At 70.9% G+C, this 22886-nt stretch carries 15 protein-coding genes and 2 rRNA genes; 13 read left to right on the forward strand and 4 right to left on the reverse strand.

The window, feature by feature from the left end:
* Both ACGFMP_RS04940 and rrf read left to right on the forward strand, forming a co-directional pair.
* A 23S ribosomal RNA gene (locus tag ACGFMP_RS04940) occupies window positions 1-94 on the forward strand; the annotation flags it as partial.
* Window positions 95-195: 101 nt separating this feature from the next.
* A 5S ribosomal RNA gene (gene rrf / locus ACGFMP_RS04945) occupies window positions 196-312 on the forward strand.
* Window positions 313-394: 82 nt separating this feature from the next.
* On the opposite strand, the gene ACGFMP_RS04950 is transcribed toward rrf, so the two are convergent.
* Window positions 395-1861, reverse strand: coding sequence for a hypothetical protein (locus tag ACGFMP_RS04950; protein WP_393670343.1), 1467 nt, complete (start codon window positions 1859-1861; stop codon window positions 395-397).
* 91 nt (window positions 1862-1952) lie between these two features.
* Between ACGFMP_RS04950 and mtnA the strand changes: the two genes are divergently transcribed.
* The 7 genes from mtnA to ACGFMP_RS04985 all read left to right on the forward strand — a co-directional run bounded on the left by mtnA (window position 1953) and on the right by ACGFMP_RS04985 (window position 10277).
* Window positions 1953-3017 carry an S-methyl-5-thioribose-1-phosphate isomerase gene (gene mtnA, locus ACGFMP_RS04955; RefSeq protein ID WP_393670344.1) on the forward strand — a complete coding sequence of 355 codons (1065 nt, stop codon included), beginning with the start codon at window positions 1953-1955 and terminating at the stop codon, window positions 3015-3017.
* 147 nt (window positions 3018-3164) lie between these two features.
* Window positions 3165-3854 (forward strand): MtrAB system response regulator MtrA, encoded by a 690-nt coding sequence (gene mtrA, locus ACGFMP_RS04960; protein ID WP_274037345.1) that lies wholly within the window; start codon window positions 3165-3167, stop codon window positions 3852-3854.
* 52 nt (window positions 3855-3906) lie between these two features.
* Window positions 3907-5814, forward strand: a complete 1908-nt coding sequence (gene mtrB / locus ACGFMP_RS04965; RefSeq protein WP_393671325.1) for an MtrAB system histidine kinase MtrB — start codon at window positions 3907-3909, stop codon at window positions 5812-5814.
* Window positions 5814-7658 carry an LpqB family beta-propeller domain-containing protein gene (locus ACGFMP_RS04970; protein ID WP_393670345.1) on the forward strand — a complete coding sequence of 615 codons (1845 nt, stop codon included), beginning with the start codon at window positions 5814-5816 and terminating at the stop codon, window positions 7656-7658. Before mtrB ends, ACGFMP_RS04970 begins: the two co-directional genes overlap by 1 nt.
* A gap of 86 nt (window positions 7659-7744) precedes the next feature.
* Window positions 7745-8452, forward strand: a complete 708-nt coding sequence (locus ACGFMP_RS04975; protein ID WP_393670347.1) for a ComF family protein — start codon at window positions 7745-7747, stop codon at window positions 8450-8452.
* A 278-nt stretch (window positions 8453-8730) separates the two neighbouring features.
* Window positions 8731-9414, forward strand: coding sequence for a ribosome hibernation-promoting factor, HPF/YfiA family (gene hpf / locus ACGFMP_RS04980; protein WP_393670348.1), 684 nt, complete (start codon window positions 8731-8733; stop codon window positions 9412-9414).
* Window positions 9415-9539: 125 nt separating this feature from the next.
* On the forward strand, window positions 9540-10277 hold the full coding sequence (locus ACGFMP_RS04985) for a response regulator (RefSeq protein ID WP_393670349.1): 738 nt from the start codon (window positions 9540-9542) through the stop codon (window positions 10275-10277).
* Window positions 10278-10339: 62 nt separating this feature from the next.
* Here the strand turns inward: ACGFMP_RS04985 and ACGFMP_RS04990 are convergent, their stop codons facing one another.
* Both ACGFMP_RS04990 and ACGFMP_RS04995 read right to left on the reverse strand, forming a co-directional pair.
* The gene (locus tag ACGFMP_RS04990; protein ID WP_393670350.1) at window positions 10340-11527 is read right to left on the reverse strand and encodes a winged helix-turn-helix domain-containing protein; all 1188 of its coding nucleotides are present in this window, start codon (window positions 11525-11527) and stop codon (window positions 10340-10342) included.
* A gap of 67 nt (window positions 11528-11594) precedes the next feature.
* Window positions 11595-12197, reverse strand: coding sequence for a GNAT family N-acetyltransferase (locus ACGFMP_RS04995; protein ID WP_393670351.1), 603 nt, complete (start codon window positions 12195-12197; stop codon window positions 11595-11597).
* Between the two features lie 238 nt (window positions 12198-12435).
* Here ACGFMP_RS04995 and secA point away from each other — a divergent pair, with 238 nt between their 5' ends.
* Window positions 12436-15240: a preprotein translocase subunit SecA gene (gene secA, locus ACGFMP_RS05000; RefSeq protein ID WP_393670352.1), complete on the forward strand. Its 2805-nt coding sequence runs from the start codon at window positions 12436-12438 to the stop codon at window positions 15238-15240.
* A 272-nt stretch (window positions 15241-15512) separates the two neighbouring features.
* Here the strand turns inward: secA and ACGFMP_RS05005 are convergent, their stop codons facing one another.
* Window positions 15513-16073 (reverse strand): Rv3235 family protein, encoded by a 561-nt coding sequence (locus tag ACGFMP_RS05005; protein ID WP_393670353.1) that lies wholly within the window; start codon window positions 16071-16073, stop codon window positions 15513-15515.
* Between the two features lie 139 nt (window positions 16074-16212).
* Here ACGFMP_RS05005 and ACGFMP_RS05010 point away from each other — a divergent pair, with 139 nt between their 5' ends.
* The 3 genes from ACGFMP_RS05010 (at window position 16213) to ACGFMP_RS05020 (ending at window position 22718) form a co-directional block, all read left to right on the forward strand.
* Window positions 16213-16719: a DUF6912 family protein gene (locus ACGFMP_RS05010; RefSeq protein WP_393670354.1), complete on the forward strand. Its 507-nt coding sequence runs from the start codon at window positions 16213-16215 to the stop codon at window positions 16717-16719.
* Window positions 16720-16816: 97 nt separating this feature from the next.
* Window positions 16817-17470: an HAD family hydrolase gene (locus ACGFMP_RS05015; protein ID WP_393670355.1), complete on the forward strand. Its 654-nt coding sequence runs from the start codon at window positions 16817-16819 to the stop codon at window positions 17468-17470.
* A gap of 286 nt (window positions 17471-17756) precedes the next feature.
* Entirely contained in the window at window positions 17757-22718 is a 4962-nt protein-coding gene (locus ACGFMP_RS05020) for an NAD-glutamate dehydrogenase (protein ID WP_393670356.1), read from the forward strand.
* Window positions 22719-22886: the final 168 nt, after the last annotated feature.

The raw sequence follows: 22886 nt of genomic DNA on the forward strand, positions 1-22886 counted from the left end.
AGGCTCCCAGTAGACGACTGGGTTGATAGGCCGGATGTGGAAGCCCTGTAAGGGGTGGAGCTGACCGGTACTAATAGGCCGAGGGCTTGTCCTCAGTTGCTCGCGTCCACTGTGTGGTTCTGAAACAACCAGCCACCACACACCCCCACCCGTTTGTTCGGGTGTGCTGGGGGTGTGGTGTGTGTTTCATGGTGTTTCGGTGGTCATAGCGTTAGGGAAACGCCCGGTTACATTCCGAACCCGGAAGCTAAGCCTTTCAGCGCCGATGGTACTGCAGGGGGGACCCTGTGGGAGAGTAGGACACCGCCGAACAATTATTGAAGAAGGCCCCGGCCCCCGAGCTTCGTCTCGGGGGCCGGGGCCTTTCTGCGTTGTCCGGTTTCCCGGTCCGCTTTCAGCGCTCGGCGGCGACCTTTGCGGGAGCCTCGTATCCGGGGACCTTCGCCGCACGGCCCAGATCGATGTCGAGGGCTTCACGGCGGATGCGCTGGTCGACGTAGAGCAGGGAGACGGCGCCCGCACTGATCGGCAGCGTCAGAGACGAGCTGACGACACCGCCGATGGCCACGATGATGATCGTGGTCCAACTGCTGTCCCCGCTCGCGGAGAAGACGCTGTCCATGCTGTCGCCGCTCACCGCGTCCGCGATGAAGGCGAAGGGCAGCTGGATGACGAGCGACGCGATTCCTGCGAGCAGCAGCATGAGCACCTGCACGCCGAGGACCCGCCACCACGAACCCTGGACGAGCTTCATCGAGCGCTTCACCGCTGCCTTGACGCCCTGCTTCTCGAGCATGAGCGCCGGCGCGGCAAGGCTCCACAGGTTCCACTGCCAGATCGCGACGACGACTCCGACCAGCATCCCGAGCGACGCGAGCGAGGCACCGCTCGACTCGCCGCCGGCCAGCGCGACGAGCAGGCCGGGGATGGCGGGCACCGCCATGATCGCGCACAGCCCGAGGGGCAGCAGCACCGCGAGGCCGACCAACTGTGCCAGCCGGGGGCGGACTTCCTGACGGACGTTCGACAGCGCGGCCGGCCGGCCGAGGATCGCACGGCTGATGACGACGGTGAGCAGCCCCGCGGTGAGGATCATTCCGACCATGCTGGTCACGACGACCAGCGTGGATCCCGCGGCGGCGCCACTGATCGCGTGCAGGATGTCGTGGACGCTGGGGTTGGAATTGCGGTTGAGGTCATCAATTCGTGTGTCATCAATAAGGAGTCCGCTGATCAGCGCGTTGACGCTCTCGGTCACCAGTCCGACGGCGAAGGCCAGCAGCATGGCGGCCCGCCAGTGCAGCCGCAGGGTGGCGGTGGCACCTCGCAGGATCTCCCCCGCGTCCAGCGGACGCAGCGGGATCACGCCGGGCTGCGGCGCGGGCGGCTTGGTGGCGTATCCGGGCTGCGTGACGCCGTACTGACCCACGGCGGGTCCCCAGCGGGGACCGCCCTGCTCCGGCGGCGGGGGCGGCGGAGGAGCCCACTGCTGTCCCCAACCCCCGCCAGGACGCCCGGCGCCGTCGGGCGGCGGCGCGGGCGCCTGGTGCGGTGCCGTTCCGCCGGACGCGGCGGGGTCCGGCGGAATCGCGGATTGCGGAGGCGCGGGCGCGTCGGGTCGCGGGGCCGCAGGGGCCGTCGTGTGCGGGTCGGTGCCTGAGGGGGTGTGCCACCGGGCGGGCGGGGGCTGCTGCTGCGACCAGACGCCGCTGACCGGCGGTGCCGCGGGGGCGGCCGGTGCTTCCTGCGTGCTGTCGCTCTCCTCCCGTGCCGCGGAGGGGGTGTCTTCGGGGCTGTCGCCGCCGTCCGGCTCTGGGGAGTCGGAGGATCCGGGCGAGGCCCAGCCCGGAGTGTTGGTCATCGGAGGCTGCCCTTTCGTATGTCCTGTCGGTACTCGTCGCCATCGTGTCACGGGCTGCCGCAGGTCGGGCCTGGCAGGGCAGACTGGACGCATGGGTGATCACCTCGCGGAATCCGGTCATGGCACGGTCCCTGCGCTGCGATGGGAGGAGCCGCCCGACGGTCCCGTCCTGGTGCTTCTCGACCAGACGCGGCTGCCGCAGGAAGAGGTCGAGCTGGTCTGCACCGATGTGCCGGCGCTCGTACAGGCGATACGTTCCCTCGCGGTGCGCGGGGCGCCACTGCTCGGGCTCGCGGGGGCCTATGGGATAGCGCTTGCGGCGGCTCGCGGCTACGACGTGGACGATGCGGCCGAAGTGCTGGCGCACGCACGGCCGACGGCGGTGAACCTCCGCTACGGCGTGCAGCGCGCGCTGACGGCTTTCCGCACCGCTCCGCCGCACCGGGGGGCCGAGACCGCGCTGGCCGAGGCCCGGCGCCTGCATGCGGAGGACGCGGCGGCGAGCACGGCGATGGCGGCGCACGGGATGCGGCTGCTCGCGGAGTTGGCGCCTGGCGGCGGCCACCGGATCCTGACGCACTGCAACACCGGTGCCCTGGTGTCCGGTGGCGAGGGGACCGCGCTGGGCGTCGTCATGGCCGCCCACCGGGCAGGGCAGCTGCGGCGGTTGTGGGTGGATGAGACCCGGCCGTTGCTCCAGGGCGCGCGGTTGACGGCGTGGGAGGCGGCGCGGGCCGGGATGCCGTACACGCTGCTGGCCGACAATGCCGCGGGGTCGCTGTTCACGGCGGGTGAGGTGGACGCGGTGCTGATCGGGGCGGACCGTATCGCCGCCGACGGTTCGACGGCGAACAAGGTGGGGAGTTATCCGCTGGCGGTGCTCGCCCGCTACCACGGGGTGCCTTTTGTCGTGGTTGCGCCGACGACGACGGTCGATCTGGCCACTCCCGACGGTGCGGCGATCGAGGTGGAACAGCGGCCCGGGAGCGAGGTGACGGATCTGGCGCCGTCACCGCTCGGTACGCAGGCTTATAATCCGGCATTCGATGTCACACCGCCGGAACTGATCACCGCGATCGTCACGGAGAACGGTGTGGTGTCGCCGGTGACTGCCGAGAGCCTCGCGTCGGTGTGTGCCCAGAAGGCCGCTCAGTGACGCTCCGTGGTGCGTTGTGAGCGGACTGGTCCACAAGTTATCCACAGGCTGCAACTGGGGGGCAGCGCATCCACGTACAACCAGGGACAATAGTCGCATAGCGTGACCTTGATCACGAAAGGTCACCAGTATCGATATGCAAATGGGATGATGGTCGGTATGAAGGGACGTGTCCTGGTCGTCGACGACGACAACGCGCTGTCAGAGATGCTCGGCATCGTGCTGCGCGGAGAAGGTTTCGAGCCGTCGTTCTGCGCCGACGGTGACAAGGCGCTTGCCGCTTTCCGGGAGGCCAAGCCGGATCTCGTGCTGCTCGATCTGATGCTCCCCGGGCGGGACGGTATCGACGTCTGCCGGCAGATCAGGGCGGAGTCGGGTGTGCCGATCGTGATGCTCACGGCGAAGAGCGACACCGTGGACGTGGTCGTCGGCCTGGAGTCGGGTGCGGACGACTACGTGATCAAGCCGTTCAAGCCGAAGGAGCTCGTGGCGCGGGTGAGGGCTCGGCTGCGCCGGGCCGAGGAGCCCACGCCTGAGCAGCTGACCATAGGCGATCTGGTGATCGACGTGGCCGGCCACTCGGTGAAGCGTGACGGCCAGCCGATCGCGCTCACCCCGCTGGAGTTCGACCTGCTGGTCGCGCTCGCCCGCAAGCCCTGGCAGGTCTTCACCCGTGAGGTGCTGCTGGAGCAAGTGTGGGGTTACCGGCACGCGGCGGACACCCGCCTGGTCAACGTGCATGTGCAGCGGCTGCGCTCCAAGGTCGAGCAGGATCCTGAGCGCCCGGAGATCGTGGTGACCGTCCGTGGGGTCGGTTACAAGGCAGGACCGGGCTGAGATGTGTGCGTCGTACGAGCGTGAGCGGCTGGAGAGCCGGCTTGCGGACCCGATGCGCGGTCTGCAGCCGGTGATCCGCTCGTGCGTGCGCTGGGCACGGCGTCCGCTGCAGCCGGCTGCCCGGCTGTGGCGGCGCAATCTCCAGCTGCGGGTGGTGGCCTTCACCCTGCTGATGTCGGTGGGCGTGGTGCTGCTGCTCGGCTTCGTCGTCATCGGGCAGGTCAAGAACGGCCTGCTCGACGCCAAGGAGAAGGCCGCGGAGAATCAAGCCGCCGGCGGCTTCTCCATCGCGCAGAACCTGGCGGCCCAGGGCAGTCAGGCACAGGACGGCTCGGCATCGGGGGCGTCACCCACCCCGGTCGACCCCGGCAGCTGGCTCAACAACCTGGTCAGCCAGTTCGCGAGCGGCGGCAACGGCGTCTACGGGATCGTCACCCTCAGCCCCGGTGCCGACGCGGGCGGCGGGCTCGGCGAGGGCAGTGCCGACGCCCGCGGGTCGCGCGGCTCGAGCCATGTGCTGCCCTCCAGCGTCCCCAAGTCGCTGAGCGACGCGGTCGAGACGCACACCGGCGCCCTGAAGCAGTACACGATGCTCATGACCGATGACGGCAACCCGCCGCGGCCCGCGCTCGCGGTCGGCAAACGCCTCACGGACCCCAACGGCAATACCTATCAGCTGTATTACCTCTTCCCCTTCGACCAGGAGGAGAAGACCCTCGGCCTGGTCAAGGGCACCCTGGCGACGGCCGGCATCTTCGTGGTGGTGCTGCTCGGCGCCATCGCCTGGCTGGTGACCCGGCAGGTGGTCACGCCGGTGCGGATGGCCGCCGGTATCGCGGAGCGGCTCGCGGCGGGACGCCTCCAGGAGCGCATGCAGGTCTCGGGTGAGGACGACATCGCCAGGCTCGGTGAGTCGTTCAACAAGATGGCGCAGAATCTGCAGGTCAAGATCCAGCAGCTCGAAGACCTGTCGAGGATGCAGCGCCGCTTCGTCTCCGACGTCTCGCACGAGCTGCGGACCCCGCTGACGACGGTGCGGATGGCGGCGGACGTCATCCACGACGGTCGCGACGACTTCGATCCGGTGACGGCCAGGTCCGCGGAGCTGCTCCAGAACCAGCTGGACCGCTTCGAGTCGCTGCTGTCCGACCTGCTGGAGATCAGCAGGTTCGACGCGGGCGCCGCGGAGCTGTCCGCGGAGCCGATAGACCTGCGGGACGTCGTACGGCACGTGGTGGACGCGGCGGAGCCGCTGGCCGAGCGCAAGGGGAGCCGGGTGGTGATCCGCGGCGACGCGCAGCCGGTGATCGCCGAGGCCGACTCGCGCAGGGTCGAGCGTGTGCTGCGCAATCTCGTGGTCAACGCGATCGAGCACGGCGACGGCCGCGATGTGGTGGTACGCCTCGCGACGGCCGACGGGGCGGTCGCGGTCGCGGTGCGGGACTACGGCGTCGGGCTCAAGCCCGGCGAGGCGACGCGGGTGTTCAACAGGTTCTGGCGGGCGGACCCCGCCCGGGCACGCACCACGGGCGGCACCGGCCTCGGCCTGTCCATCGCGGTGGAGGACGCGCGGCTGCACGGCGGCTGGCTCCAGGCATGGGGCGAGCCGGGCGGCGGGTCGCAGTTCCGCATGACGCTGCCGCGGACAGCGGGCGACAGCCTGCGCGGCTCGCCGATAGCGCTGGAGCCCGAGGACTCGCGTCGCAACCGCGGCCTGATCGCGTCGGCGGCGCAGGCCTCGGCGACACCGACCGTTCCCGTACCGCGGGTGGGCGGCGCCGGCGGCGCTATCGGTAGCGAAGGCCATGGCAGGGACGGCGGCCGGCTGCGGCCGCCGCTCATACCGCCGATGCCGAGTGTGGCCCCGGCCCGCCCGGCGACCGCGGATCCGGCGGCTTTGCCGGGCAACGGGGCACGAGTGGTGGAGCGCAAGGAAGCGGTTCGGGAGGACGACGTCTGATGCGTGCGAAGGGGGGACGGGCGCTGCGGGTGCTCAGGGGCGGTGCGCTGCCGGCGTGTGCGGCGCTGCTGCTGGCCGGATGCGCCTCCATGCCGAGCAGCGGCGAGGTCCGCAAGGTCGACAACGGGCAGCAGGCCGACGCCGACGCGCAGGTGCGCGTCTTCGGCATCCCGCCGCACCCCGACGAGAGCGCCGAGGAGATCGTCAGCGGCTTCCTGGAGGCCACCACCAGCGGTGAACCCGACTTCGCGACGGCCAAGAAGTACCTGGCCACGAAGTTCAAGGACCGCTGGAATCCGCTCTCCAGCATCACCGTGCTGTCCGCCGGCCCGCAGGCCCTCGACAGCACGGACAGCGGTCCCAGCGCGAAGAGCAGCATCGTCGGCGTGTCGGGGTCCAAGGCCGCGGTGGTGGACGCCAAGCACGCCTACCTGCCCGACCACGGCGCTTTCCACACCACCTTCAACCTGGTCAGACAGGGCGACGAGTGGCGGATCAGCGCGCTCCCCAACGGGCTGATCCTGTCCGCCTCCGACTTCCAGCGGATATACCACTCCGTCAACATGTACTACTTCGCCGAACTGGGCTCCGACGCCGATCGGTCCGGCACCCGCCACCAGACGCTGGTCGCCGATCCGGTCTATCTGCGCCAGCAGCAGACCGACTCGCTGGCCGCCACCGTCTCGACGCTGCTCGGCGGCCCCACCGACTGGCTGGCTCCCGCGGTCGCGTCCGCGGCGCCCACCGGCCTGAAGATCTACGGCAAGGGCCCCGGCCAGGGCGTCACGCTCGACGACTCGCAGCGCCTCAAGGTGCGGCTGAACGGGGCGGCCGACCGGCTGAAGACGGACCAGTGCGTACGGCTGGCCGCCCAGCTCTTCGCCACCGTGCAGGGGCAGGCGTCCGCGAAACTGGCGTCCGCCGAGGTGCAGCGCGCGAACGGCGCGACCATCTGCTCGCTGTCCGCCTCGCAGGCCGCCGACTTCGGTCCCGCGAACCTGGTCGGGCCGGTGGCGGGGCAGGCCGGGCAGTACTTCATCGGTTCCGAGCACCACCAGCTCTACGAGCTGATGGACGGCACCTCGAACGCCAATCCGGTCCACGGGCCGTTCGGCTCGGCCAAGGCCGATCTGGCGTCGGTCGCGGTGCGGCGCGACGAGCAGATGGCCGCGGGCGTCAAGACCGACGGGCGACGGCTGGTGGTCGGTTCGCTGACCGACGGCGATCCCCTCAGCACGTCGGAGCTGACGAGTTCCGCGCAGGACCCGAAGAACGGCCTCAGCGCACCGAGCTGGGACGGCCTCGGCGACCTGTGGATCGCCGACCGCAGTTCGGCGATCTCCAAGCTGTACGTCCTGCGGGACGGCACCGGGGCGCCGAACCTGGTCGACGTGCCGAAGCTGGACGGGCGGGTCGAATCGCTGCGGGTCGCCTCCGACGGGGTGCGGATCGTGCTCGTCGTCGACGAGCACGGGGTCAAGAGGCTTCAGCTCGGCCGGATCGACCGGGGCGGCACGCTGGAAAAGCCGCAGTTCAGCGTGACGGACCTGCGTGATCTCACACCGGCGGGCGAGACGGTCGGCTCGGTGTCCTGGGCGGGCGCGAGCCGGCTGGTGGTGCTGGGCAGCGACGTCGGCGGCGGGCAGCAGATCCAGTACGTGAACACCGACGGCTCCGCGGCGCCCGCGCTGGAGAGCATCGGTGAGGCGGTTGCGGTGGCGGCGTCCGAGGTGCAGAGCAGGCCGCTGCTGGCGTCCTACAACGGCAGCGTCTACTGGCTGCCGGACGACTCGAACTGGAAGAGGGTCACCCCCAAGGGCATCGGCCCGGTCTACCCGGGCTGACCTGCGAGGCAGCCGGCGTCCGGGGTTGTCCACAGCCCCGGACGGGTGACTGGCGGCCAGAGCCGCGCAGTGGCCACAGTGGAGTCATGCGGGGCTGGTGGCGGGAGATCGCCGGACTGGTGCTGCCGGCGGACTGCGCGGGCTGCGGGTGCCCGCGTACGGAGCTGTGCGAGCGGTGCAGGGGGCTGCTGGGCGGCGCGTCCTCGGTAAGGCGGGTGCGCCCGGTGCCGGAGCCCGCGGGGCTGCCACCGGTCTTCGCGGCGGGGCGTTATGGCGACGAGGTGCGCGCCGTACTCCTCGCGCACAAGGAAAGAGGCGCGCTGGGCCTGGCCCGGCCGCTGGGAACGGCCCTTGCCGCGGCTGTACGGCCGCTTGGCGTCGCCGGCACGGTGCTGCTGGTGCCGGTGCCCTCCGCGCGGCGGGCAGTGGCGCGGAGGGGCCATGACGCCACCGCACGGATGGCCCATGCCGCGGCGGCCGAGCTGCGCCGCCAGGGGACACCCGCCAGAGCGGTGACGGTGTTGCGGCAGCGGCGTGCGGTCGCCGACCAGTCGGGCCTCGACGCGGCCGGGCGGCTGGCGAATCTGGCCGGCGCCGTGGAAGCGGCAGGCGGCTCGGCGGTGCTGCTCGCGGCGGCACCGGTCGTATTGGTGGACGATCTGATGACGACCGGGACGTCACTGAGCGTGGCCGCGCAGGCGGTCACGGTGGCGGGAGGCGTGGTGGCGGGAGCGGCGGTGGTGGCGGGGCCTGATGTCCCCGAAGTCCACTCCTTTGCGCATCGCCGCAGGTGACGCGGGCCCGTGTTCACCCGAACGGACGTACCGCGCCGCTGCGGATGCCGAGTTCCGCACTCCGGGACTATGTTCGGGGGAGAGGGATGCCAACACCATGGGGTGTTGATCTTCCCAGTGGGGCAGGAGGAGGTGAAAGCCGCAGCTTCGCGGTACCCGGTCAGCCCGGGGGGCGAAGCGGCAGCCAACGCAGCGCCGGACGGGACTGGCACCCGGGCCGGCCTCAGCGAAAGGGATCGCCGCCGGTCAGCCGGTGCGATCCGGGAACGGAGTTCTGCGTGGACATCGTCGTCAAGGGCCGCAAGACCGAGGTGCCTGAGCGGTTCCGGAAGCACGTGGCCGAGAAGCTGGACAAGATCCAGAAGCTCGACGGCAAGGTGATCAGCCTCGACGTCGAGGTGTCCAAGGAGCTCAACCCGCGGCAGGCGGACCGTTCCGACCGGGTGGAGATCACGCTCAACACCCGGGGCCCGGTGGTCCGGGCCGAGGCGGCGGCCGCCGACCCGTACGCCGCACTGGACGTCGCGGTGACCAAGCTGGAGGCGCGGCTGCGCAAGGCCGCGAGCAAGCGCCACACCCGCCGGGGGAACGGACGGACCCCGGCATCGGACGTCGCCTCCGCGGTTCCGGACGCGGCGTACATGAACGCCGAGGGCGAGCCGGTGGGCGACCCCTCGACCGACGGCGTGCCGACCAAGCGGTTCGGCCCGCTCGAGGTGCGGGGCGAGGGCCCGCTGGTGGTCAGGGAGAAGACGCACGCGGCAGCACCGATGGCGCTCGACCAGGCGCTCTACCAGATGGAGCTGGTCGGGCACGACTTCTATCTGTTCGTCGACGTCGACACCAAGCAGCCGAGCGTGGTCTACCGGCGGCACGGCTACGACTACGGCGTGATCCATCTCAACGCGGACGAGGCGGGTTCCGAGGCCCCGGCGGGCGCCGGAGGGGCGCTGGGCCGGTGAGCCGGGCCGCCTGACGGTAGTGCGGGCGCTGTGGTGCCCCCGGGTTCGTCCTGGGGGCACCAGCACGCCCGGACGTGAAATGCTGGACCAGCAGTGGTGGACTCTGGTCTGAGGGGGAGGATCTGATGCCGGACTTCGCGCACCGGGCTGCCGGCGGGAGCGGACCGGGCCCCTACGAACGTCCGGACGAGCCGGCACCGGCCGAGCCGATCCGGGTGCTGGTGGTCGATGACCACGCGCTCTTCCGCCGCGGCCTGGAGATCGTGCTCGCGCAGGAGGAGGACATCCAGGTCGTCGGCGAGGCGGGGGACGGCGCCGAGGCGGTGGACAAGGCGGCCGACCTGCTGCCGGACATCGTTCTGATGGATGTGCGGATGCCGCGCCGCGGCGGTATCGAGGCCTGTACCTCCATCAAGGAGGTGGCCCCCAGCGCCAAGATCATCATGCTGACCATAAGCGATGAGGAAGCCGACCTCTACGAGGCGATCAAGGCCGGGGCGACCGGCTACCTGCTCAAGGAGATCTCCACCGACGAGGTGGCCACCGCGATCCGCGCGGTCGCGGACGGGCAGTCGCAGATCAGCCCGTCGATGGCGTCCAAGCTGCTGACCGAGTTCAAGTCGATGATCCAGCGCACCGACGAGCGGCGCCTGGTGCCCGCGCCCAAGCTCACCGACCGGGAGCTCGAGGTGCTGAAGCTGGTGGCCACCGGGCTGAACAACCGGGACATCGCCAAGGAACTCTTCATCAGCGAGAACACGGTGAAGAACCACGTTCGCAACATCCTGGAGAAGCTCCAGCTGCACTCCAGGATGGAGGCCGTGGTCTACGCGATGCGGGAGAAGATCCTCGAGATCCGCTGACCCGGCGCCCGCGGCTTCCGGCGCCCGCGGGCCCGGCGCTGCGGGTCCGCGGGCGACAGGCCCTAGCGGCGGTCGTGGGTGAGCTTCACCGCGGTGACCAGCGGCTCACGCAGGGTCTCGGGCAGGACCCGCTCCACCCGGGCCTCCACGCAGCCGACCCAGCCGGCCGCCTCCGCGAGGGCGTCGGCAGCGGGCTGCACCGCCTTCGGGCCGTCCAGCGTCACCTGCCGGGCGACCAGGGTGGTGCCCTCGCGGGCCGGGTCCACCCGGCCCACCAGCCGGCCGCCGGCCAGCAGCGGCATCGCGAAGTAGCCGTGGATCCGCTTCGGCTTGGGGGTGTAGGCCTCCAGTCGGTGGGTGAAGCCGAAGATCCGCTCCGTACGCGGCCGGTCCCAGATCAGCGAGTCGAAGGGCGAGAGCAGGGTCGTACGGTGCCTGCCGCGCGGCTCGCTCGCCAGCGCCGCCGGGTCGGCCCAGGCGGGCTTGCCCCAGCCCGCGACCTCGACCGGGACCAGGCCGGTGTCGGCGATCACCGCGGAGACGTCCTCGCCCTTGAGCCGGTGGTAGTCGGCCAGGTCGGCCCGGGTGGCGACCCCCATGGCTGCGCCGGCCTGGGCGACCAGCCGCCGCATGCACTCGGCGTCGTCGATGTCGTCGTGCAGCAGTGCCTCCGGGACGGCGCGCTCCGCCAGGTCGTAGACCCGCTTCCAGCCGCGGCGCCGGGTGCAGACCACCTCGCCGGTGTCCAGCAGCCACTCGACGGCGATCTTCGTCTCCGACCAGTCCCACCACGGGCCGCCGTTCTTCGCCCCGCCCAGCTCGGTGGATGTCAGCGGCCCGTCGGCCCGCAGCCGGTCGAGGACGGCGGCGCACGACCTCTCGGCGTCCGCCAGCACATGCCAGCGGTGGCCGCGCGCCCGCCGGGCCCGCCGCCGGAAGGCGAAGTGCGGCCACTCCTCCATGGGCAGGATGCAGGCGGCGTGCGACCAGTACTCGAAGGCGTGGTTGTCCGACCAGTACGCCTCCTCCACCGCCTGCCTGCCGACCGCGCCCAGCCGGGCGTAGGGGATCAGCTCGTGCGAGCGGGCCAGCACCGAGATCGTGTCGAGCTGCACGGCTCCCAGCGCGCGCAGCACTCCGCGGGTGCCGGCGCGCCGGTCCGCGGCGCCGAGGAATCCCTGGGCGCGCAGGGCGATCCTGCGGGCCTCGTCTGCGGACAGGGAGAGCTGGGGCGGCGGCAGCGCTGTCATGGCCGCAAGCGTAGGACGCCCCACTGACAATCGGCGCTGACCTGCGGGAACCGCGGGCTCCTGGGGGTCAGGCGGCCGGCTCGGCGGTGGCGTGCGGCAGGTACGCGGTTGCCGACTCCCGGCCCAGGTCCGAGGGCAGCAGGGACGCGCTCCAGGCGTCGCGGCGGGTCCCGTGCTGGACGATCTTCGCCCGCACGGTGCCCTCCATCACGAAGCCGATGCGGAGCGCCACCGCCCGGGAGCCCTCGTTGCCCGCCTCCGCGAACCACTCCAGGCGCTCCACGCCCAGCGCGGCGAAGGCCCAGTCGCACACGGCCCGCCCCGCCTCGGCGGTGTACCCCTTGCCGCGCTGCTCCTTCGCCGTCCAGTAGCCCAGCTCCGCCTGCCGGCCGGGTGCGGGCAGCTGCGCCAGCCTGACCAGCCCCATCGAGCCGACCAGGACGCCGTTCTCCCGGGTGAAAACGCCGAAGTTGTAGAGGGTGTCGTCGCGCCAGCCCTCGACGCTGATCCGTTCGACGAAATCCGCCGCGTGCGCCCGCGTGTAGGGCGACGGGACGGTCGTCCAGCGCGGGATGTCGGGGTCCTGGCAGGCGGCCTGCACGGCGTCGACGTCGGAGGACTCCAGCGCGCGCAGCAGCAGGCGCCCGGTGGTCAGAGTGATGGGCTGCATACTCGGCGCACCTTCCGCGGGGAAGACAATGGTGTGACAGCGCGGGTCTGGGGACCCTCCGGCCGAGTATCGCCGGGCGACTGTCGGCGGGGAAAACCGTTTTGCCGCCGCCGGGCCTCCCGGCGCGCTGGTCTCCTCGCTTACGATGGCCGTTGCAGCAGGGCCGAGGCAGACAGAAAACCCCGCTGTGCCCCGCGCGGCAACCGCGCCAGGCCCGACCGGCAAGGAGCCAGCCTACGTGTCCGTCATCAACAAGATCATGCGTGCAGGCGAAGGCAAGATCCTGCGCAAGCTGCACCGCATCGCGGACCAGGTCAATTCCATCGAAGAGGACTTCGAGAGCCTTTCCGATGCCGAGCTGCGGGCGCTCACCGACGAGTACAAAGAGCGGTACGAGAACGGCGAAACCCTCGACGACCTGCTGCCCGAGGCGTTCGCGACGGTCCGCGAGGCGGCCAGGCGCGTCCTCGGCCAGCGGCACTACGACGTCCAGTTGATGGGCGGCGCCGCCCTCCACCTCGGCTATGTCGCCGAGATGCGCACCGGTGAGGGCAAGACCCTGGTCGGCACGCTGCCGGCGTATCTCAACGCGCTGTCCGGCAAGGGCGTGCACCTGATCACCGTCAACGACTACCTCGCCGAGCGCGACTCGGAGTGGATGGGCCGGGTGCACAAATTCCTCGGCCTGGAGGTCGGCTGCATCCTGGCGAACATGTCGCCGGCGGAGCGCCGGGCGATGTACGCGTGCGACATCACGTACGGCACGAACAACGAGTTCGGTTTCGACTACCTCCGGGACAACATGGCGTGGTCCAGGGATGAACTCGTACAGCGTGGCCACAACTTCGCGATCGTCGACGAGGTCGACTCGATCCTGGTGGACGAGGCCCGTACCCCGCTGATCATCTCCGGCCCCGCCGACCAGGCCACCAAGTGGTACAGCGACTTCGCCCGCCTGGTGCGCCGGCTCAACCGCGGCGAGGCCGGCAGCCTCGGCAAGGAGGAGACCGGCGACTACGACGTGGACGAGAAGAAGCGCACCGTCGCCATCCACGAGTCCGGTGTCGCCAAGGTCGAGGACTGGCTGGGCATCGACAACCTGTACGAGTCGGTCAACACCCCGCTCGTCGGTTACCTGAACAACGCCATCAAGGCCAAGGAGCTCTACAAGAACGACAAGGACTACGTCGTCATGGACGGCGAAGTCATGATCGTCGACGAGCACACCGGCCGTATCCTCGCCGGCCGCCGCTACAACGAGGGCATGCACCAGGCGATCGAGGCGAAGGAAGGGGTGGACATCAAGGACGAGAACCAGACGCTCGCCACGATCACCCTGCAGAACTTCTTCCGCCTGTACGACAAGCTCTCCGGCATGACCGGTACGGCCATGACCGAGGCCGCCGAATTCCACCAGATCTACAAGCTCGGCGTCGTCCCGATCCCGACCAACCGGCCGCTGGCCCGGATGGACAAGCCCGACCTGATCTACCGCACGGAAGAGGCGAAGTTCGCCGCCGTGGTCGAGGACATCGTCGAGAAGCACGAGAAGGGCCAGCCGGTGCTGGTCGGCACCGTGTCGGTGGAGAAGTCCGAGTACCTGTCGGCGCAGCTGTCCAAGCGCGGGGTGCCGCACGAGGTGCTGAACGCCAAGCAGCACGACCGTGAGGCGTCGATCGTCGCCCAGGCCGGACGCAAGGGCGCGGTCACCGTGGCGACGAACATGGCAGGCCGCGGTACGGACATCAAGCTCGGCGGCAATCCCGACGACCTCGCGGAGGCGGAGCTGCGGCAGCGCGGCCTCGACCCGCTGGAGCACGTCGAGGAGTGGGCTGCGGCCCTTCCCGCCGCCCTGGAGCGCGCCGAGGAGGCGGTCAAGGCCGAGCACGAGGAGGTCGTCGACCTCGGCGGCCTGTACGTGCTGGGCACCGAGCGCCACGAGTCGCGCCGGATCGACAACCAGCTGCGCGGTCGTTCCGGCCGCCAGGGCGACCCGGGCGAGTCCCGCTTCTACCTGTCCCTCGGCGACGACCTGATGCGGCTGTTCAAGGCGCAGATGGTCGAGCGCGTGATGTCCATGGCCAACGTGCCGGACGACGTGCCGATCGAGAACAAGATGGTCACCCGCGCCATCGCCTCGGCCCAGTCGCAGGTCGAGCAGCAGAACTTCGAGATCCGCAAGAACGTCCTGAAGTACGACGAGGTGCTGAACCGGCAGCGCGAGGTCATCTACGGCGAGCGCCGCCGCGTCCTGGAAGGCGAGGACCTGCACGAGCAGGTGCAGCACTTCATGGACGACACGATCGACGCGTACATCGACGCGGAGACCCGCGAGGGCTTCGCGGAGGACTGGGACCTCGACCGGCTGTGGGGCGCCTTCAAGCAGCTCTACCCGGCCAAGGCGACGATCGAGGAGCTGGAGGAGGAGGCCGGCGACCGCGCCGGCATCACCGCCGAGTTCATCGCGGAGACCGTCAAGGACGACATCCACGAGCAGTACGCGGAGCGCGAGAAGCAGCTCACCGAGGACATCATGCGCGAGCTGGAGCGGCGCGTGGTGCTGTCGGTGCTGGACCGAAAGTGGCGTGAGCACCTCTACGAGATGGACTACCTCCAGGAGGGCATCGGGCTGCGTGCGATGGCGCAGCGCGACCCGCTGGTGGAATACCAGCGCGAGGGCTTCGACATGTTCACCGCCATGATGGACGGTATTAAGGAGGAGTCCGTCGGCTACCTGTTCAACCTGGAGGTCCAGGTCGAGCAGCAGGTCGAGGAGGTGCCGGTGATGGCCGATGCCGAGGTCCAGAACGCTGCGCCGTCGCTGGTCAAGGACCGCCCCGAGATCCGCGCCAAGGGCCTGGAGGCCCCCAAGCGGGCCGACCGGCTGCACTTCTCCGCGCCGTCGGTCGACGGCGAGGGCGGCGTGGTCGAGGGCGACTTCGCGGGCGAGCCCGCGGACGCCGCCGTCGAGGACGACGAGGTCGGCCAGACGCGTGCCGAGCGCCGCAAGGCCGCCAAGGGCGGCCGCCGCCGCAAGAAGTAGCCCCGCTGCCCGCAGCGGGGCGGCTGAGGACACCGGCCGGGGGGGGGGGGGGGGGGGGGGCGGGGCCCCCCGCCCGCGGGGGGCGGCCCCCCCCCGCGGGGGGGGCGGGCCCGCCCGCGCGCCCCGCCCCAGGCCCCCCACGGGGGCCCCCCCCCGAAAAAATGCCCCCCGGGCCCCGCCGGGGGCGGGGTCTGCACCCCGGCGGGGGGCCGCCCCGGACGGGGCCCGCCCCCCGGCCGCGTGCTGCCCCGGCGCCGCGCGGGGATGGCCGGTCACCGCGCGGCCACCGCGGTGCAGTGCCAGCGCTCGGGACCGTAGCCGGAGGTCGCACGGGCGCCGCCGGACTCCAGGCGGAAGGCCAGCGCGCGGAAGACGTCGTGGTCGAGGCAGACCACCGCGGACACTTCGAGCGCCCCGAGATAGGTCCGGTAAGCGTGGCAGCGGTACACGAAAGGGGTACGCCCGCGGTTGCCGCGCGGGCGCCAGTCGGCCCGCTGCCCGTGCAGCTCCCACAGCTGCTGGTACGCCTCGTCCCTCACCTTGCCGGCCAGCATCGTCAGCGGCTGCCGCCCGGTCAGCACGTCGAGCAGCCGGCCGGCGAACCAGTCGTGCGCGGACAGCGGCGGCACGGCTCCGCCCGGCGGCCTGACCGGCTGCGGCCGCCCGGCTTGGGGGCGCCTGATGTCCCGGCGGCCGGGCGGCGCGGAGCCCGCGCCACCGGGCCTGCGCGGGGGTGCGGGCGCGGCAGGCGGCACCCGCCCCGGCGCGCGCCTGCGGCGCGGGTCAGGGGCGGCGCCCGACGCGGGTACGGCGGGTGGCTGCGGTGGCTGCACGAGTGGCTCCCCAAGATCGTTACCGGCTGGTAGTCCGGTTCTAGGGGCGGCCACGGGAGCCGGGCAACCGCGGAGGGCGCTGTTCGAACGGGCCGCGGAATTCACCTATCAGCGTGGTTGCGCACGTATGCTTCACGCCATGCGCGTCTATATTCCGACGACCCTGACGGGGCTGGCCGAGGCGTACAAGGCCGGTGAGGTGGGTCCGGTGCCGCTGGACGCCTTCGCGGTGACCCCCAGCCTGCGCGAGTGGTATGTCTCCGACGACATAGAGGAACTCGAGTACGCCGCGCTGACCCGGGCCGCCCAGGCGTCGCTGCGGCTGCTCGCCGTTCACCCGGATGTGCCGCGCCGCCGTACGGTCGTCGCGGTGGACGTGCCCGACGCGGCGGTGCGCTTCGACCCGGACCGCGGGCTCGACCCGGGCGCGCTCGGCGAGGTCCGGCTCTCCCGGCCGGTGCCGCTCTCGGAGGCCGCGGCGGTCCACCTCGACGCGGACGACGCCGAGCGTGACGTGGCCGCAGCGGCCGATGCCCTGGGCGCGGCGGACACCGGCGACGACGACGCGCAGTTCACGGTGGACGGCGCGGAGGACCACGAACTGCTCTGGTACGCCACCCAGGAGATCCCCAATCTGATCGGCTGAACGGCCGACCGGCCGATCACCGTATTGTCGGAGTAAGTGGCGAGTTATCCACAGGCCGCAGGACGTGGTGACATCCCCTCCGAGTACGGTTCTTTCCATGAGCACGCATCTCGTGTGGGACTGGAACGGCACCCTTTTCCACGACATCGACGCAGTGATCGAGGCCACCAACGCCTCCTTCGCCGAACTCGGCCTGCCCCCGATCACCCTCGACCGCTACCGCGAGCTGTACTGCGTGCCCGTGCCCCGGTTCTACGAGCGGCTGATCGGCCGGCTGCCGTCGGACGCCGAGTGGGAGGTCATGGACGCGACCTTCCACCGGCACTACTGGACGCTGGCCGAATCCTGCCGGCTGGCCGAGGGGGCCGCCGAGTTGCTGGCCGCACGCAGAGCCGCGGGACTCACGCACTCGCTGTGCTCGCTCGCCCCGCACGCACAACTGGTGCCGATCGTGGACGCGCACGGCATCACCGAGCACTTCCTGCGAGTCGACGGCCGCACCGGCACGTCCACGGAAGGCAAGGCCGCCCAGATGGTCAGGCACCTGGAATCGCTGGGCCCCCTCGACCGGCAGCGGGTCGTGGTGATCGGCGACGCGCTGGACGACGCGGCCGCCGCCGCGCACGTCGGCGCCCACGCCGTGCTGTACACCGGGGGCTCGCACAGCAGGGCCGCTCTGGAGTCCGCCGGGGTGCCGGTGGTGGACAGTCTGGCCGAGGCCGTCGAGCAGGCGGAGCGCATAGCCGCCTGACGGATCGCGCCGCGTCACGCGGGCGTTCCCGGCCGGTTCCTGTCCATTCGGGCCAAAGGCGTCTGGTGCATTTGTACGAAGACGTCTCCTGACAGCCACCCCGGACAGAGCGATAGCCTGGACGTCGTGATCAACGTTGATCCGTTCTCCCGGGGCAGGTTCGTGCCGACGGGCACGGCGAACCCCATTTCCGGCATAGCGTCGTCCCGTAGCGGAAACCCCGCGTCGCGGTACGTCGTGCCACCCACCGACGTCACGCAATGGCGCGCGACAGGAGTCAGAGGACATGCAGACCAAGCTGGACGAAACCAAGACCGAGCGGCTGGAACAGGCAGCGCGGGTCGGTGAGAACAGCCAGAAGGGGCGACTGCCTGGTCAGGGCCTCGACGCAGAGGCGATGACCGCGTTTCTCCAGCGGTATTACCTGCACAGCGCACCGGAAGACCTCGTCGACCGCGATCCGGACGACATCTTCGGCGCCGCGCTGTCCCACTACCGGCTCGCCGAGGTACGCCCGCAGGGCACCGCGAACGTGCGGGTGCACACCCCGACGGTCGAGGAGAACGGCTGGCAGTGCAGCCACACCGTCGTCGAGGTCGTCACCGACGACATGCCCTTCCTCGTGGACTCGGTGACCAACGCGCTGACCCAGGCCAACAGGGCCATCCACGTGGTCGTCCACCCGCAGTTCACCGTCCGGCGCGATGTCACGGGCAAGCTGCTCGAGGTCTTGGCCGGCGCCCCCGAGCAGGGCGACGGCGACGGCACCCCGCCGCACGACATGCTGGTGGAGTCCTGGATCCACGTGGAGATCGACCGGGAGACCGACCGGGCCGACCTCAAGGAGATCACCGCCGACCTGCGCCGGGTGCTGTCCGACGTGCGGGAGTCCGTCGAGGACTGGGCGAAGATGCGGCAGGCCGCGCAGTCCATCGCCGACGAGCTGGCCGCCGACCCGCCGCCGCTGCCCGCCCAGGAGACCAGCGAGGCCCTGGAACTGCTGCGCTGGCTCGACGGCGACCACTTCACCTACCTCGGCTACCGCGAGTACGAGCTGACCACCGAGTCCACCGACGGCAGCGGCCCCGAGGACGTCCTGGTCGCCGTGCCCGGCACCGGTCTCGGCATCCTGCGCTCCGACCCGCGGCACCCGCACACCGACAGCACGCATCCGGGGCATCCCAACTCCCCGTCGTTCAGCCGGTTGCCGGCCGACGCCCGGGCCAAGGCCCGGGAGCACAAGCTGCTGATCCTGACCAAGGCCAACAGCCGCTCCACCGTCCACCGGCCGTCGTATCTCGACTACGTCGGGGTGAAGAAGTTCGACGCCGACGGCAATGTCGTCGGCGAGCGGCGCTTCCTCGGGCTGTTCTCGTCGGCCGCCTACACCGAGTCGGTGCGCCGGGTGCCGGTGGTCCGCCGCAAGGTCGAGGAGGTGCTGGAGGGCGCGGGATTCTCCGCCGACAGCCACGACGGCCGCGACCTGCTGCAGATCCTGGAGACCTACCCGCGCGACGAGCTGTTCCAGACCCCGGTCGACGAGCTGCGCTCCATCGCCACCTCCGTGCTGTATCTCCAGGAGCGCCGCAAGCTCCGGCTGTTCCTGCGGCACGACGAGTACGGCCGCTACTTCTCCGCCCTGGTGTATCTGCCGCGGGACCGCTACACCACCGCGGTGCGGCTGCGGCTGACCAACATCCTCCAAGAGGAACTCGGCGGCCACAGCGTCGACTTCACCGCCTGGAACACCGAGTCCGTGCTGTCCAGGCTGCACTTCGTGATCCGCATCGACCCCGGCGGCTCGCTGCGCGACCTCGATGACGCCGACGTCGAGCGCATCGAAAGCCGGCTCTCCGACGCCACCCGCTCCTGGGCCGACGGCTTCGCCGAGGCGCTGACCGCGGAATGCGGCGAGGAGCGTGCCGCCGAGCTGGTCCGCCGCTACGGCCAGGCCTTCCCGGACGGCTACCGCGCCGACTTCCCGCCCCGGGTGGCGGTGGCCGACCTCCAGCACTTCGAGAACCTGGGGGCCGACGACTTCACCCTCAGCCTGTACGAGCCGGTGGGGGCCGCACCCGAGGAGCGGCGGTTCAAGATCTACCGCACGGGGGCGCCGGTCTCGCTGTCCGCGGTGCTGCCGGTGCTCCAGCGGCTCGGCGTCGAGGTGGTCGACGAGCGGCCCTACGAGCTGCGCCGCTCCGACCGGTCCAGGGTCTGGGTCTACGACTTCGGGCTGCGGCTCGACCCCGCGCTCGGCGATCTCGGCGACGACGCGAGGGAACGCTTCCAGGAGGCATTCGCCGCCACCTGGACCGACCGGGCGGAGAACGACGGGTTCAACTCCCTGGTGCTGCGGGCCGGCCTCGACTGGCGGCAGGCGATGGTGCTGCGCGCCTACGCCAAATACCTGCGCCAGGCCGGATCCACCTTCAGCCAGGACTACATGGAGGACACCCTCAGGACGAACGTCCACACCACCCGGCTGCTGGTCAACCTCTTCCAGGCCCGGCTCTCGCCCGACCACCAGCGGGCCGGCAGCGAGCTGACCGACGGCATCCTGGAGGAGCTGGACGGCGCGCTCGACCAGGTCGCCAGCCTGGACGAGGACCGTATCCTGCGGTCCTTCCTCAGCCTGATCAAGGCCACCCTGCGCACCAACTACTTCCAGCGCGCCCAGGACGGGCAGCCGCACCGCTACCTGTCGATGAAGTTCGACCCGCAGGCCATCCAGGAGCTGCCCGCGCCCCGGCCCAAGTTCGAGATCTGGGTGTATTCGCCGCGGGTGGAGGGCGTGCACCTGCGCTTCGGCAAGGTCGCCCGCGGCGGGCTGCGCTGGTCCGACCGCCGGGAGGACTTCCGCACCGAGGTGCTGGGCCTGGTCAAGGCCCAGATGGTGAAGAACACGGTGATCGTGCCGGTGGGCGCCAAGGGCGGCTTCGTCGGCAAGCGGCTGCCCGACCCCGCGGCCGACCGGGACGCGTGGCTCGCGGAGGGCATCGCCTGCTACAAGACCTTCATCTCAGGCCTGCTCGACATCACCGACAACCTGGTGGCCGGCGAGGTCGTCCCGCCGCGTGACGTGGTCAGGCACGACGAGGACGACACCTACCTGGTGGTCGCGGCGGACAAGGGCACCGCGTCCTTCTCCGACATCGCCAACGAGGTGGCCGTCTCCTACGGCTTCTGGCTGGGTGACGCCTTCGCCTCCGGCGGCTCCGTCGGCTACGACCACAAGAAGATGGCCATCACCTCGTCCGGCGCGTGGGAGTCGGTGAAGCGGCACTTCAGGGAGACGGGCCACAACACCCAGGAAGAGGACTTCACCGTCGTCGGCATCGGCGACATGTCGGGTGACGTGTTCGGCAACGGGATGCTGCTGTCCGAGCACATCCGGCTGGTGGCCGCCTTCGACCACCGGCACATCTTCCTCGACCCCAAGCCCGACGCGGCGACCTCGTACGCCGAGCGGCGGCGGCTGTTCGAGATGGCGCGCAGCAGCTGGGCCGATTACGACAGCTCGCTGATCTCGTCGGGCGGCGGGATCTACCCCAGGACGGCGAAGTCGATCCCGGTCAGCGCGCAGGTGCGCGCGGCCCTCGGCATCGCGCCCGGTGCCCCCAAGATCACCCCGGCCGAGCTGATGAAGGCCATCCTCCAGGCCCCGGTCGACTTGCTCTGGAACGGCGGCATCGGCACCTACGTCAAGGCGTCGAGCGAGTCCGACGCGGACGTCGGCGACAAGGCCAACGACGCGATCCGGATCGACGGCTCGCAGCTGCGGGTCAAGGTGGTGGGCGAGGGCGGCAACCTGGGCTTCACCCAGCTGGGCCGGATCGAGTTCGCCCGCTCCGGCGGCCCTGAGGGCACCGGCGGGGCGATCAACACCGACGCGATCGACAACAGCGCCGGGGTCGACGCCTCCGACCACGAGGTCAACATCAAGATCCTGCTCAACAGCGTGGTGGGCGAAGGCGACCTGACGGTCAAGCAGCGCAACAGCCTGCTGGCCGAGATGACCCACGAGGTCGGCGACCTGGTGCTGCGCAACAACTACGCGCAGAACGTGGCGCTCGCCAACAGCATGGCGCAGTCCGACAGCCTGCTGCTCGCCCACCAGCGCTTCATCCGCAAGCTGGTGCGCGACGGGCATCTGGACCGGGCGCTGGAGTTCCTGCCCACCGACCGGCAGATCCGCGAGCGGCTCAACGCCGGGCAGGGGCTCAGCCAGCCGGAGATGGCGGTGATCCTCGCCTACGCCAAGATCACCACGGCCGAGGAGCTGATCCACACCGGGCTGCCCGACGACCCGTATCTGATCAGGCTGCTGCACGCGTACTTCCCCGTGCCGCTGCGGGAGCGGTTCGCGCCGCAGATCATCGCCCACGCGCTGTCCCGCGAGATCGTCACCACCGTGCTGGTCAACGACACGATCAACACCGGCGGCAGCACCTTCCTGCACCGCTTCCGGGAGGAGATCGGCGCGACCACGGAGGAGATCGTCAGGGCGCACACCGCGGCCCGCACGATCTTCGGGCTCGGCGGGATCTGGGACGAGGTCGAGTCGCTGGACAACACGGTCGACGCCGCCGTGCAGACCCGGATCCGGCTGCACTCGCGGCGGCTGGTCGAGCGCGCCACCCGCTGGCTGCTCAACAACCGGCCGCAGCCGCTGCAGATCGCCGAGACCATCGACGACTTCACGGAGGGCGTGGCCGCGGTCTGGTCGCAGCTGCCGAAGCTGCTGCGAGGCGCGGACCTGGAGTGGTACGGGTCGCTGCACGAGGAGCTGACCGCGGGCGGGGTGCCGGACGACCTGGCTGTCAGGGTCGCCGGGTTCTCCTCCGCCTTCCCCGCGCTGGACATCGTGGAGGTCGCGCACCGCAGCGGGAAGCAGCCGCTGGACGTCGCCGAGATCTACTTCGACCTCGCCGACCGGTTGCAGATCACCCAGCTGCTCGACCGGATCATCCTGCTGCCGCGCGCCGACCGCTGGCAGTCGATGGCCAGGGCCGCGATCCGTGAGGACCTCTTCGCCGCGCACGCGGCGCTGACCGCCGACGTGCTGGCGGCCGGCGAGGACCTGGCCACACCGGAGCAGCGCTACCACGCCTGGGAGGAGCAGAATTCCGGGCTGATCGGACGGGCGCGGACGACCCTGGAGGAGATCCAGGGGGCGGAGGAGTTCGACCTGGCCAGCCTGTCGGTGGCGATGCGGACCTTCAGGACGCTGCTCCGCAAACCCCGCTGAGCCCGCGGGACGCCGGGGCGGTCGCGCGGCACTCCCGGAGTGCCGGCCGCCTCGGCGCGTCCCCCGGCCACCTTGGCGCGTCCCGCCTGGCCGCCCCTGCGCGTCCCGCCCGGCCGCCCCGGCGTGTCCACCCCGGCCTCCTCGGCGCGTCCCGCCCGGCCGCCGGGG

Source organism: Streptomyces sp. NPDC049040 (assembly GCF_043197715.1).
Taxonomy (GTDB): domain Bacteria; phylum Actinomycetota; class Actinomycetes; order Streptomycetales; family Streptomycetaceae; genus Actinacidiphila.